Annotated in this window: 12 protein-coding genes; 5 read left to right on the top strand and 7 right to left on the bottom strand. The window is 63.1% G+C overall.

Translation table 11 applies throughout. The features are described from left to right. Positions 1 to 119: 119 nt before the first annotated feature. From P3T21_RS08190 to P3T21_RS08200, 3 genes are all read right to left on the bottom strand, one after another. Positions 120 to 1571, bottom strand: coding sequence for an NAD(P)(+) transhydrogenase (Re/Si-specific) subunit beta (locus P3T21_RS08190; RefSeq protein ID WP_429255418.1), 1452 nt, complete (start codon positions 1569 to 1571; stop codon positions 120 to 122). Continuing rightward, on the bottom strand, positions 1571 to 1906 hold the full coding sequence (locus P3T21_RS08195; RefSeq protein ID WP_429255419.1) for an NAD(P) transhydrogenase subunit alpha: 336 nt from the start codon (positions 1904 to 1906) through the stop codon (positions 1571 to 1573). The genes P3T21_RS08190 and P3T21_RS08195 overlap by 1 nt, the downstream gene beginning before the upstream one ends. Before the next feature lie 171 nt (positions 1907 to 2077). After that, the gene (locus P3T21_RS08200) at positions 2078 to 3220 is read right to left on the bottom strand and encodes a Re/Si-specific NAD(P)(+) transhydrogenase subunit alpha (RefSeq protein ID WP_429255420.1); all 1143 of its coding nucleotides are present in this window, start codon (positions 3218 to 3220) and stop codon (positions 2078 to 2080) included. A 239-nt stretch (positions 3221 to 3459) separates the two neighbouring features. Between P3T21_RS08200 and P3T21_RS08205 the strand changes: the two genes are divergently transcribed. The 3 genes from P3T21_RS08205 to P3T21_RS08215 all read left to right on the top strand — a co-directional run bounded on the left by P3T21_RS08205 (position 3460) and on the right by P3T21_RS08215 (position 6993). Next, entirely contained in the window at positions 3460 to 3951 is a 492-nt protein-coding gene (locus tag P3T21_RS08205) for an NUDIX hydrolase (RefSeq protein WP_429255421.1), read from the top strand. Between the two features lie 16 nt (positions 3952 to 3967). After that, positions 3968 to 5113 carry a tRNA 2-thiouridine(34) synthase MnmA gene (gene mnmA / locus P3T21_RS08210; protein WP_429255422.1) on the top strand — a complete coding sequence of 382 codons (1146 nt, stop codon included), beginning with the start codon at positions 3968 to 3970 and terminating at the stop codon, positions 5111 to 5113. Positions 5114 to 5358: 245 nt separating this feature from the next. Next, a complete protein-coding gene (locus P3T21_RS08215) occupies positions 5359 to 6993 on the top strand; it encodes an FMN-binding glutamate synthase family protein (protein WP_429255423.1) in 1635 nt (544 codons plus the stop codon). 78 nt (positions 6994 to 7071) lie between these two features. Here P3T21_RS08215 and P3T21_RS08220 read toward each other — a convergent pair whose 3' ends face one another. From P3T21_RS08220 to P3T21_RS08230, 3 genes are all read right to left on the bottom strand, one after another. After that, positions 7072 to 7935, bottom strand: coding sequence for an ABC transporter permease (locus tag P3T21_RS08220; RefSeq protein WP_429255424.1), 864 nt, complete (start codon positions 7933 to 7935; stop codon positions 7072 to 7074). Positions 7936 to 7951: 16 nt separating this feature from the next. Further along, positions 7952 to 8746 carry an ABC transporter ATP-binding protein gene (locus P3T21_RS08225; RefSeq protein ID WP_228874218.1) on the bottom strand — a complete coding sequence of 265 codons (795 nt, stop codon included), beginning with the start codon at positions 8744 to 8746 and terminating at the stop codon, positions 7952 to 7954. Positions 8747 to 8820: 74 nt separating this feature from the next. Continuing rightward, positions 8821 to 9843, bottom strand: a complete 1023-nt coding sequence (locus P3T21_RS08230) for an ABC transporter substrate-binding protein (RefSeq protein ID WP_429255425.1) — start codon at positions 9841 to 9843, stop codon at positions 8821 to 8823. Between the two features lie 257 nt (positions 9844 to 10100). Here P3T21_RS08230 and P3T21_RS08235 point away from each other — a divergent pair, with 257 nt between their 5' ends. Beyond that, the gene (locus tag P3T21_RS08235; RefSeq protein ID WP_429255426.1) at positions 10101 to 10778 is read left to right on the top strand and encodes a response regulator; all 678 of its coding nucleotides are present in this window, start codon (positions 10101 to 10103) and stop codon (positions 10776 to 10778) included. Beyond that, the gene (locus P3T21_RS08240) at positions 10768 to 12162 is read left to right on the top strand and encodes a sensor histidine kinase (protein WP_429255427.1); all 1395 of its coding nucleotides are present in this window, start codon (positions 10768 to 10770) and stop codon (positions 12160 to 12162) included. The genes P3T21_RS08235 and P3T21_RS08240 overlap by 11 nt, the downstream gene beginning before the upstream one ends. Positions 12163 to 12171: 9 nt before the next feature. Here the strand turns inward: P3T21_RS08240 and P3T21_RS08245 are convergent, their stop codons facing one another. Then, positions 12172 to 12783, bottom strand: a complete 612-nt coding sequence (locus P3T21_RS08245; protein WP_429255428.1) for a glutathione S-transferase N-terminal domain-containing protein — start codon at positions 12781 to 12783, stop codon at positions 12172 to 12174. Positions 12784 to 12921 lie beyond the last annotated feature (138 nt).

The raw sequence follows: 12921 nt of genomic DNA on the forward strand, positions 1-12921 counted from the left end.
GGCACGTTTGTCAGGCGCATGTCCTGACGACCGTCTGGAACCGGCGCCCGCAACAGGCAACCGGGAACGCCGGCCCCGCGGTCAATCAAGCCGCCGCGAGAGAACCGGCGCATCAACCCTCACTCCACCGACTTCACCATATCCTCGATCACCTTCTTCGCATCGCCGAAGACCATCATCGTCTTGTCCATGTAGAAGAGGTCGTTGTCGAGCCCGGCGTAGCCTGCCGCCATCGAGCGTTTGTTCACGATCACCGTGCGCGCCTTGTACGCCTCGATGATCGGCATGCCCGCGATCGGCGACGCCGGATCGTTCTTCGCCGCCGGATTCACCACGTCGTTCGCGCCAAGCACCAGCACCACGTCGACCTGACCGAACTCGCCGTTGATGTCGTCCATTTCATAGACCATGTCGTACGGCACTTCGGCTTCCGCGAGCAGCACGTTCATGTGCCCCGGCATCCGTCCGGCCACCGGGTGAATCGCGTACTTCACCTCGATGCCCTTCTCGACCAGCTTGTCGGTCAGCTCCTTTAACGCATGCTGCGCACGCGCCACCGCCAGACCATAGCCCGGCACGATCACGATCGTTTCCGCGTTGCCCATCATGAACGACGCATCTTCCGCAGAGCCGGATTTCACCGGCCGCTGTTCCGCCGAACCGGCCGCCGCCGCGCCCGGCGCATTGCCGAAGCCGCCCAGCAGCACGTTGAAGAACGACCGGTTCATCGCGCGGCACATGATGTACGACAGGATCGCACCCGATGAACCCACGAGCGAACCCGCGATAATCAGCATCGGATTGTTCAGCGAGAAGCCGATGCCCGCCGCCGCCCAGCCCGAGTACGAATTGAGCATCGAGACAACCACCGGCATGTCCGCGCCGCCGATCGGGATGATGATCAGCACACCGAGCGCGAACGCGATCAGCGTCATGATGATGAACGGCAGCCACGCCTGCGTGAGAAAGAAGATCACGCCGAAGCCGAGCATCGCGATGGCGAGCATCAGGTTGATCAGATGCTGTCCCGCATAGACAACCGGCGCGCCCTGAAAGAGCCGGAACTTGTACTTGCCCGACAGCTTGCCGAATGCGATCACCGACCCGGAGAACGTGATCGCACCGACGAACGTGCCGATAAAGAGCTCAACACGGTTGCCGTACGGCAGGAAGCCTTCGTACGGCGCATCCTCGATACCGAGTCCGAACGCGGCCGGCTCCGACACCACCGCATACGCGATACACACCGCCGCGAGACCGATCAGCGAGTGCATCGCGGCCACCAGTTCTGGCATCTTCGTCATCTCGACGCGCGCGGCCACGAATGCCCCGATCGCACCGCCGACGATCAGCGCGGCAAACAGCAGCCCGAGACCCAGCGCGAGATTCGAGCCGAGTCCGGCAGCCTGCTTTGTGATCAGCGCGATGGTCGTGAGGATCGCGATCGCCATCCCGACCATGCCGAACACATTCCCGGCACGCGCACTTTTCGGATTCGACAGCCCTTTGAGCGCCTGGATAAAGCACACCGACGCAACGAGGTACAACAACGTGACGACGTTCAGGCTCATTACGCGTTCTCCTTCGCGGTGTTGCCAGGTGCCGTCAGCTTCTTCGGCTCTTTCTTCCTGAACATCTCGAGCATTCGCCTCGTGACAAGGAACCCGCCGAACACGTTCACCGCCGCGAGCCCCACGGCCAGCGTGCCGAAGAACTTGCCGGTGTCGCCAAGCGTGAGCCCCGCGGCCAGCATTGCGCCGACGATCACGATCGCGGAAATCGCGTTCGTCACCGCCATCAGCGGCGTGTGCAGTGCGGGCGTCACATTCCAGACGACGTGGTAGCCGACGTAGATCGCCAGCACGAAGGTGATCAGGTTGATCACCGTATGGTTGATGACTTCCATTCCCTTCTCCTTTGTCGACCAGAGTTGGCGCTTTAGCGCCTACTCTGGTCCCATGCAGTCTTATCGCGGTCGACCAGAGTTGGCGCTTTAGCTGTCGACCAGAGTTCGCGCTTCAGCGCGCTACTCTGGTCTCATGCAAAGCACTTACTCCGGTCCCATGCAACATCGTTGCTATGCCTGGCGTGTCACGGCGCCGTCGCGGGCGAGAAGCGTGGCCGCGACGATATCGTCCGCAAGATCGATGTTCAGTGCGCCTTCCTTCGTGATGATCAACTTCAGGAAGTCGAGCAGGTTGCGCGCGTAGAGCGAGGACGCGTCGGCCGGCACCATCGATGCCAGATTCGTATAGCCGACGATCTGTACGCCAAATTTCGTGACGACCTTGTCGGCCTCCGTCAGCGGACAGTTGCCGCCGCGCTGGCCTTCGTACTCGGGGCCACGGCCGGCGGCCAGATCGATCAGCACCGAGCCGGGTTTCATCGCCTGCACGGTTTCGACGGAAATCAGCGTCGGTGCGGGACGGCCCGGAATCAGCGCGGTCGAGATCACGATGTCCGCCTGCTTCGCGCGTTCGTGGACCAGCGCGCCCTGGCGTTGAAGCCAGCTCGCAGGCATCGGCCGCGCATAGCCGCCGACGCCCTGCGCGGCATCGCGCTCTTCGTCGGTTTCGTAGGGCACGTCGAGAAACTTCCCGCCGAGCGATTCGATCTGCTCCTTCACCGCCGGCCGCACGTCGGACGCTTCGATCACCGCGCCCAGACGCCTCGCCGTCGCAATCGCCTGCAACCCCGCGACACCCGCGCCGAGAACCAGCACGCGCGCCGCTTTCACGGTACCGGCAGCGGTCATCAGCATCGGCATGAAGCGCGGATACAACGTCGACGCCAGCAGCACCGCCTTGTAGCCCGCAATGTTGGCTTGAGACGACAGTACGTCGAGGCTCTGCGCGCGCGTCGTACGCGGCGCGGCTTCGAGCGCAAATGCGCTCACGCCAGCAGCGGCGAGCTTTGATGAGTTTTCTGAATTAAAGGGATCGAGCATGCCGACGAGCGTCGCGCCGCGTTTCAGCAGCGGCAGTTCGGCGTCGGTCGGCGACTGGACCTTGAGAACGAGATCGGCGCCGAACGCGGTCTGCGCGTCGACAAGTTCGGCCCCGGCGGCCGCAAAGGCGTCGTCGGGAAAGCTCGCGCCGTTGCCGGCGCCGCTTTGAACCGTGACTCTGTGGCCTTGGGAAACGTACTTTTTAACCGTCTCGGGCGTGGCGGCAACGCGGGTTTCGTACGCTCGCGTCTCGGCTGGCACTCCGATGTGCATCGTTGAATCCTCCTCGACTTCCTGTTATTTCGTACAGTTCTGCCGACGAGGCACGCCGGCTTGCAATTGCATCGGCTAAACGCCTCACTTTAACCGAAACCTGGGGCCGCGCCGAAATTAGGGACGATCCGGGTATCCGAATCGTCAATCTCCGGCCTGTCGGGCGCGCCGGCCGTCCGCGGAGCACCCGCGGACTCCCTTCGGGCAGCCCTTCGCCATAGACGGTAAAATGCGGTCCCATGAAACCGGAATCCTGGGCTCCACACGTCACGGTAGCGGCAATCGTCGAGCGCGACGGGCGCTTTCTTATCGTCGAGGAACATACGGACGGCGGACTCCGGCTGAACCAGCCGGCCGGCCATCTGGAAGCGGGCGAAACCCTCGCCGGGGCCGTGATCCGCGAAACGCTCGAAGAAACCGCGTATCCGTTCACGCCCGAGGCGCTCGTCGGCGTCTACATGACGCATTTCGCGCGGCCGCAAAGCGAAGGCATGACGTATCTGCGCTTCACCTATTGCGGCAGCAGCGGCGAACCCGCGGCGGATCGCGCGCTCGATTCCGATATCGTCCGCACGGTGTGGATGAGCGCCGAAGAGTTGCGCGCGTGCCCCGAGCGGCATCGCACGCCGCTCGTGATGCAATGTATCGACGATTACCTCGCAGGCCGGCGCATTCCGCTCGACTTCGTGCACACGCACTCGGTCGGGCCACCCCGATCAGTTAGCACGTAGAAGTAGCAGACAGAAAATGAGCAAGCAGAAAGTAGTCGTAGGCATGTCGGGCGGCGTCGATTCGTCGGTGACGGCATGGCTCTTGAAGGAACAGGGATACGACGTCGTCGGTCTTTTCATGAAGAACTGGGAAGACGACGACGACGGCGAGTACTGCTCGACGCGGCAGGACTGGATCGACGTCGTCTCGGTGGCCGACCTGATCGGCATCGACGTCGAGGCGGTCAACTTCGCCGCTGAATACAAAGACCGCGTGTTTGCCGAATTCCTGCGCGAATACTCGGCGGGCCGCACGCCGAATCCGGACGTGCTGTGCAACGCGGAAATCAAGTTCAAGGCGTTCCTCGATCACGCAATGTCGCTTGGCGCGGAAACCATCGCGACGGGCCACTATGCGCGCGTGCGCGAAAATGCAGGCCGCTTCGAACTGCTGAAGGCGTTCGATCACACGAAGGATCAGTCGTACTTCCTGCATCGTCTGAATCAGGCGCAGCTTTCGAAAACGCTCTTCCCGCTCGGCGAAATTCCGAAGACGAAGGTGCGCGAGATTGCCGAACAGATCGGTCTGCCGAACGCGAAAAAGAAAGACTCGACCGGCATCTGCTTTATCGGCGAACGGCCGTTCCGCGAATTCCTCAACCGCTATCTGCCGACCAGACCGGGTCCAATGAAGACGCCGGAGGGCAAGGTCGTCGGCGAGCACATTGGCCTCGCGTTTTACACCTACGGCCAGCGCAAGGGCATCGGCCTCGGCGGCAGCCGGTCAGGCAGCGGCGAGCCGTGGTTCGCCGCGGGTAAGGACATCGCGTCGAACACGCTGTATGTTGCGCAGGGACACGATCATCCGTGGCTGCTGAGCCATTCGCTGAGCGCGGGGAACACCAGCTGGGTTGCGGGCGAGCCGCCGTCGGAAGATTTCGCGTGCGGAGCCAAGACGCGCTATCGCCAGGCCGACGCGGCCTGTACATTCAGCACCGCGGATCTCGCTGACGGCCATTTCGGCCTGCACTTCGACGACGCCCAATGGGCTGTCACACCGGGGCAATCGGCGGTGCTCTACGATGGCGAAGTGTGTCTCGGCGGCGGCATCATCGAACACGCGGCGACCGCACAGCCGGTCGCGCGTGCACCGCAGACTGCAGCATTACTGACGGCGCGTTAGGCTTCGGTCTGCAAGCGAGCCTGCGTCTTCGCGTCCGTTCTCGCGCAACGGGACGTGGCGCGCCCGTTCGCGCCGCCGCACGATGTTCAACACGTGATCTGCGCCGCCGGCCGTTTGCTTTAACAAAAGTATCAGAAAGAAAGCAGTCGTTCGTTTAACCCGCAGCGGACTCCGTCCGTGCCGACGCCTCGCGACCCCGGCGCTGGGCGTCCCGCTGCGGTGATATTCACTGCAATGGAGCCTTCATGTTCTCTCGACGTTATGTGGCGATGTGGTGCGCGGTCCTGCTGCTGGCCGCCTGCGCAACGCTCGCCGCGCTGCATCACATCTCGTGGTTCTGGCTCATCGTGCCGCTTGCGCTGGTCGCGCTCGGCCTCTTCGATCTGACGCAGGAACGTCACGCGATCCTGCGCAATTACCCGCTCTGGGGCCACTTCCGTTTCCTGTTCGAATTCATCCGCCCGGAGATCCGTCAGTATTTCGTCGAGGGCGATACCGACGAGCGCCCGTTCTCGCGCGTGCAGCGCAGCATCGTCTATCAGCGCGCGAAGAACGATGTCGACAGCCGGCCGTACGGCACTGAACTTGACGTGAAAGCAGTCGCGCACGAATGGATCAGCCACTCGCTCGCACCGACGAAACTCGACGGCCACGACTTTCGCATCGTCGTCGGACCGGAGCGCGCGCAGCCTTACTCGATGTCGATCTTCAACGTATCGGCGATGAGCTTCGGCTCGCTGTCGGCGAACGCGATCATGGCGCTGAATCTGGGCGCAAAGAAAGGCAACTTCGCGCACGACACCGGCGAAGGCTCGATGTCGAAATATCACCGCGAACATGGCGGCGACATCATCTGGGAAATCGCGTCGGGCTACTTCGGTTGCCGCAATGACGACGGCACGTTCAGCGCCGACAAATTCGCGAAGCAGGCGAACGAGCCGCAGGTGAAGATGATCGAGATCAAGCTCTCGCAAGGCGCGAAACCAGGACACGGCGGCGTGCTGCCCGCAGCGAAGATCACGCCGGAAATCGCCGAAACACGCGGCGTGCCGATGGGCCGCGACTGCATCTCGCCCGCCACGCATTCGGAATTCTCGACGCCGCGCGGCCTGCTCGAATTCGTCGAGCGGTTGCGCACGCTGTCGGGCGGCAAGCCGACCGGGTTCAAGCTGTGCATCGGGCATCCGTGGGAATTTTTCGGCATCGCGAAGGCGATGCTGGAGACGGGCATCGTGCCGGACTTTATCGTCGTTGACGGTGCGGAAGGCGGTACCGGCGCGGCGCCGCTGGAGTTCACCGATCACGTCGGTGTGCCGCTGCAGGAAGGGCTGCTGCTCGTGCACAACACGCTCGTCGGCATCGGTCTGCGTGACAGGATCCGCGTCGGCGCGAGCGGCAAGATGATCACGGCGTTCGATATCGCGCGAACGCTCGCGATCGGCGCCGACTGGGTCAACGCCGCGCGCGGCTTCATGTTCGCGGTGGGCTGCATCCAGGCGCAGACGTGTCATACGGGCCGCTGCCCGACCGGCGTCGCGACGCAGGACCCGATTCGCCAGCGCGCACTCGTCGTGCCGGATAAATCAGACCGCGTGTTCAACTTCCATCACAACACGTTGCACGCGTTGCAGGAAATCATTCAAGCCGCCGGGCTCGAACATCCGGCCGATCTGTGTGCGCATCACATCGTGCGGCGCGTGTCGTCACATGAAGTGCGGTTGATGTCGGAACTGCTCAAGTATCTGGAGCCGAACGACCTGATCAACGGCAACTACCGCTATTCGTTATATGAACGGTGGTGGCCGATCGCACGCAGCGATTCGTTTGCGCCGAAGCGGGTGCCACCGGTGAAGAAGACGGCGCAGCCACAGACCGCGTAAAGCAAAAAAGCGCGCGCCCGAAACCGGGACGCGCGCTTTCTGTTTCTATCGCACCGCCAGAGTGGCTACGCAAAAACCTCACACCACCGCGGGCCGCCACTTCAGCAGACGTTCCTCGACTGCCGTCAGCAGATAATCTGCCGCGAGCGCCACCACCGCCAGCACGATCATCGCCGCGAACACGCCGCTCGCGTTGAACGCGCCCTGCGCGGTCGAGATCAGGAGACCGATACCCTGCTTCGAGCCGAGGAACTCGCCGACCACCGCGCCGACCAGCGCGAAGCCGAAGCTCACGTGCAGGCTGGCCAGAATCCAGCTGAGCGCCGACGGAATCACCACCGACGTCGTCACCTGGCGGCGCGACGCGCCAAGAATCTGCGCATTCGCGATCATGTAGCGGTCGGCTTCGCGCACGCCCTGGAATGCGTTGGCGAACACGACGAAGAACACCATCACCACCGCGAGCGCCACCTTCGATCCCATCCCGAGACCAAGCGCAATCACGAAAATCGAGCCCAGCACCACACGCGGAATCGAGTTGGCGATCTTGATGTAGAGGCTGAACACGTCGGACAGCAGCTTGTTGCGGCCGAGCACGATGCCGCAGAACACACCCGCCACCGAGCCGATAATGAAGCCAAGCCCGGTCTCTTCAAGCGTGACCCAGACCTGGGTGAGCAGCGGACCTTGCGACGTGCCGTTCACGAACCAGTCGACGATCTGATCGTAGATGGACGTCGGCATCGAGAAGAAGAACGGATCGATCCACTTCAGGCGCGCGGAGAGTTCCCAGCCGCCGAGCACGACGACGAGTACCAGCACGCGCAGCGAAATCACCAGCGCACGACGTTGACGGATGTGCTTCTGTGCGACGCGCTCGACCTGCGCGAGCGAAGCCGCGTCGAGGCCCGAGGGCATCGTCTGTTGAGGGGTAGTAGACATGTCTCTCGTTCCTTGATTAACCGATCTGCACTTCTTCGCGCAGGTCATGCCAGATATCGCGCGAGATCTCAATGAAGCGCGGGTCGTAGCGAATCTCCGACGTGACGCGCGGACGCGGCAGGTCGATCTCATATACTTTCTTCAGCGTTGCCGGGCGCGCGGTCAGCACGAACACACGGTCCGCCAGCGCAATCGCTTCCTCGAGATCGTGCGTGACGAACACGACCGAGCCCGTGCCCGACCACAGCTGCAGCAGTTCATCCTGCATCAGCGTGCGGGTCTGCATGTCGAGCGCGGAGAACGGCTCGTCCATCAGCAGGATTTCCGGCTTGTTGATGAAGGTCTGTGCCAGCGCGACGCGCTTTCGCATGCCGCCCGACAGTTGATGCGGATAGTGCTTGCCGAACTTCTCGAGGCCCACGCGACGCAGCCATTCATTGGCTTCGTCGTGCGCAGCCGATTTCGAACGACCGCGATAGAGCGGCCCCGCCGCGACGTTGTCGAGCACCGAGCGCCACGGGAACACGGCGTCGGCCTGAAAGACGAAGCCGATGCGCGGATCGATGCCGTCGACCGGTGCGCCCATCACGCGGACTTCGCCGGTCGTCGGCTTCAGAAGGCCGGTGATCATGCTGAGCGTGGTCGACTTGCCGCAGCCCGTCGGGCCGACGATGGCGACGAATTCGCCACGCGCCACCGACATGCTGAAATCGCGCAATGCGACCGTCGCCTTGCCGTCCGGAGAAATGAAACGGCACGATACGTTGCGCAGCTCGATGGCCGGCGTGCCGCGTGACAAAGGTTGATTCATCAGCTGATGCCTCGTTGTTGCGTCATTGTTGCCTGATGGATGAGCGCCTGTGCTAGCGCGCTCCATCGCGTGTATTACTTCGCTGCCGTCTTGACCTGTGCCGACGAAACGAATTCGTTCGAATACGTTTTCGCGAGGTCGATATGCTTGCCCTTCACCGAAGGGTTGAACGCCGACAGCACCTTCAGCACCGTATCCGGACCGTCGGCCGGCATCTTGCCGTCCTTCGTGAACATCGGCAGCGACGCCTTCAGCGCGCCCACGTACATGTCCTTGTTGTTGCCGTAGTAGTCCTTCGGCATCTTCTCGGCGATTTCCTCGGCGCTGTGCGTCGCGATGAAGTTCAGCGTCTTCGCGAACGCGTGCGACAGCTTCGTCGCGTCATCCTTGTGCGACTCGGCCCACGCGCGCTGCACGTAGAAGCTCGAGGCCGGATACGTGCCGCCGAGCGCCGCCTTCGTGCCTTCCAGCGTGCGCATGTCGACCAGCACCTTCGCGTCGCCGGTTTTCAGCAGTTGCGAAACGGTCGGCTCGGTCGTCATGCCGGCATCGATGCGGCTCTGCTTGATCGCGGCGATAAAGCTGTTGTCAGCGCCAACCGGCAGCAGCGTGTATTGCGTCGACGGCACGCCCGCGCGCTGTGCGAGGTATTGCGTGAGGAAGCTCGTCGACGAACCAAGGCCCGTCACGCCGAGCGTCTTGCCCTTCACGTCAGCCATGCTCTTGAGCGTTTCGGAGGCTTTCGTCGACACCATTTCGACTTCGCCCGGCACCTGGCCGAAGATCACCAGCGCCTCGACTTCCTTGCCCTTGCTCTGAAGATCGATCGTATGATCGTAGAAGCCGACCACGCCCTGCACCGCGCCCGCGAGCAGTTCGTTTTCCGCGTCGACGCCAGCCGGTTGCGACAGGACTTCGACGTCGAGGCCTTCGTCCTTGAAGTAGCCGAGCTGTTCGGTCAGTTTGGCCGGCAGGTAGATGATCTTGGTGGCGCCGCCGACCATGATGGTCAGTTTTTCGGCCTGGGCCGCCGACGAAGCGGCAGCGAGGGCAAACGCAACACCTGACACAGTGGCAATCTGGCGCAAAGTACGCATGAAGCAGTCTCCTGAGATCGGTGCGCCGTTTTCGTATGTGCGGCGCTTTCTGGATGAATGTGGCGGATTATAGAAAGCGGAAGCCTTCTGAGAGCTTTCGGGCTCGTCGGCAATTCATGGGTGTTAACCCCACAACCCGCCCACACCCCGCCCCCAACCCGCCGAAAACGCCTCGAAGGACGCGGAAATACGGCTGGGAGCGCGCAAGGCGCCTGTTTTACGGCACAATCGACGGCCTGATTTCCGCCGTGCCCACCATGAAGCTGCTGCTCATTGAAGACAATCCGACGCTCGCGCACTGGCTCGCGAAGATGCTCGAACAGGAGTCGTTCACGCTCGACGCCGTCCAGGATGGCGACGCCGCCGACCAGCTCCTGCGCACGAATCACTACGACGTCGTGCTGCTCGACCTGAACCTGCCGAAGCTGTCGGGCAAGAACGTGCTGCGCCGTCTGCGCCAGCGCGGCGACACCACGCCCGTGATGATCCTGACGGCCAGCGGCTCGATCGATGAAAAGGTCGAGCTGCTCGGCGCGGGCGCGGACGACTATCTGGTGAAGCCGTTCGAGGTGCGCGAAGTCGTCGCGCGTATCAAGGTGCTGATCCGGCGGCAGACGCCGTCGAAGGCCGGCGATGTCGTGTGCGGCGATCTCGCCTTCGATATCGACACGCGCCAGTTCACGCTGAAAGGCGCGCCACTGAACGTGACGCCACGCGAACGCACGGTGCTCGAAACGCTGATCCTGCGGCTCGGCAAGACCGTGTCGAAACCGGCGCTGGTCGACGCAATCTTCACGCTGTCCGACGAACCCAGCGAAGATGCCGTCGAAATCTATATTTCGCGGCTGCGCAAGAAGCTCGACGGCAGTTCGGCCGCGATCGTCACGCTGCGCGGGCTCGGCTATCTGCTGCGCAAGAAAGAAGATGACCAATAGCCTGCGCATGCGCCTGTTGTGGTGGCTGCTCGTGCCGCTCGCGCTGTATGTATTCGTCACCGGCAAGGCCGAGTTCGACAACGCGCGGCACACCGCCGATCTCGTGCAGGACAACCAGCTGGTTTCGTCGGCGCGGATGATTGCGGGCGAAGTGGAATGGGTCGACGGCTTTCTGCGCGTCGATGTGCCGCCCGCCGCGCTCGAAGTATTCGTGTCGCCGTATCGCGATCAGGCGTTCTATAGCGTGACCGTCGATGATGGCCAGCTGCTCGCCGGCACGCCGGACTTTCCAGGTAGCGCCTCGGCTGCCACAGAAACACCCACGTTCTACGACGCCGATCGTGAAGGCAGCGCCGTTCGCGCCGTCGCTTTCGTGCGACAGATGTACGACAACGGCGCGACGCGGCGCGTGCGCGTGTCGGTCGGCAAAACAGTACGTTCGCGCGACGCGATGGCGCAACAACTCTGGCAACCGCAGCTCGTACGGCAGATCGAGATGATCGTGCTGGCGGTGGCGCTGGTTTGTATCGGCCTGACGTTCGAATTGCGGCCGCTGATGAAGGTGAAAGAAGACGTCGCCGACCGCGATCCGATGCAACTGGCGCCGATCCGCGTCGAGCGGCTGCACACGGAATTGCGGCCGATCGTCGAGGCGATCAATCAGTGCATCGCGCAACTCGGCGTGCAGGTTGCTGCGCAGCGGCGCTTCATCGCGGATGCCGCGCATCAGTTGCGTACACCGCTCACCCTGCTCGGTACGCAGTTGCAGTTCGCGCGGCAGCACGGCGGCATCGAGCCCGCGCTCGCCGAAGCGCTCGCGGCCATGCACCGGAGCAACCGCTCGATGGTCGGCCTCACCAACAAGCTGCTGCTGCTCGCGCAGGCCGAGGCCGCCGATTACACGCAACTCGCGAGCGAACCCGTGGACCTGTCCACCCTGGCGAAGGATGTTGCGGAAGATCTGGCCTTGCTCGCACAGACGCGCGAGATCGACCTGGGTGCTGAACTCGACGGACCGGCACCCGTGACCGGCCATCCAGGGCTGCTGTCGGCGCTCGTCGCGAATCTCGTGGAAAACGCGATCCGCTATACGCAGGCGGGCGGTCACGTCACCGTTGCCGTGCGCAGTGACGGCTCGACGGTCACACTGATCGTGTCAGACGATGGCCCCGGCATCGCGCCCGAAGCGCGTAGCCGGGTATTCGAGCCGTTCTATCGCGCGTCGGCCGATACGGAAGGTACGGGGCTCGGTCTTGCGATCGTCCGCGAGATCGTGCAGGCGCACCGCGGCGAGATCACGCTCGAACCGGGCGCAGGCGGCCGCGGCGTCATCGTGACCACGACGCTGGCCGCGGCGCGAACCGAAAAGCCAGCCGCAGCCTGAACCGCAGGCTCAGTTTGACGGCACTGTATCGATGAACGACTGGCGCAGCGACAGCTTCTGGAAGTGCTTGTCCAGATTCGGATACAGTTCGCGCCAGTTCAGCTCGGGCATGCGGAAATCCAGATAGCCGAGCGCACAGCCCACTGCGATGTCCGCGAGCGTGTAGTGATTGCCCGTGCACCAGTTCTTGCTGCCAAGACCGCGCGACGTCGCGGCGAGACCGTCGTCGATCTTGTGCTGTTGTCGTGCAACCCACGCTTCGTTACGATGCGCTTCCGTACGCTGCGTGCCTTCGAGGCGAATGAGAACGGCTGCGTCGAGCATGCCGTCAGCCAGCGCTTCCCAGCAGCGCACCTCGATGCGCTCGCGGCCCGGCTGCGGAATCAGCTTGCCGACCGGCGACAGCGTATCGACGTACTCGCAGATCACGCGCGAGTCGAAAACAGCCTCGCCGTCGTCCATCACGAGACACGGCACCTTGCCGAGCGGGTTGAACGTGTGGATCGTCGTTTCCGGCACCCAGACATTCTCGAGCACCAGCTGGTAGTCGATCTTCTTTTCGGCGAGCACGATCCGCGCCTTGCGGACGAACGGACTGGCGAACGAACCAATGAGTTTCATGACACTGCCCTGTTTGGAATCCGGCGGAAGTATAACGTTGGTTTGCATCGATCCAGACGCCGCCGCCGCGTCTTGTGATGCGCGCCGCACGGTGCTGTGGACGGATTGCAACATTGCGGCAATTGTGCACCGACGCCC

It is taken from the genome of Paraburkholderia sp. GAS334 (assembly GCF_050436625.1).
GTDB lineage: Bacteria > Pseudomonadota > Gammaproteobacteria > Burkholderiales > Burkholderiaceae > Paraburkholderia.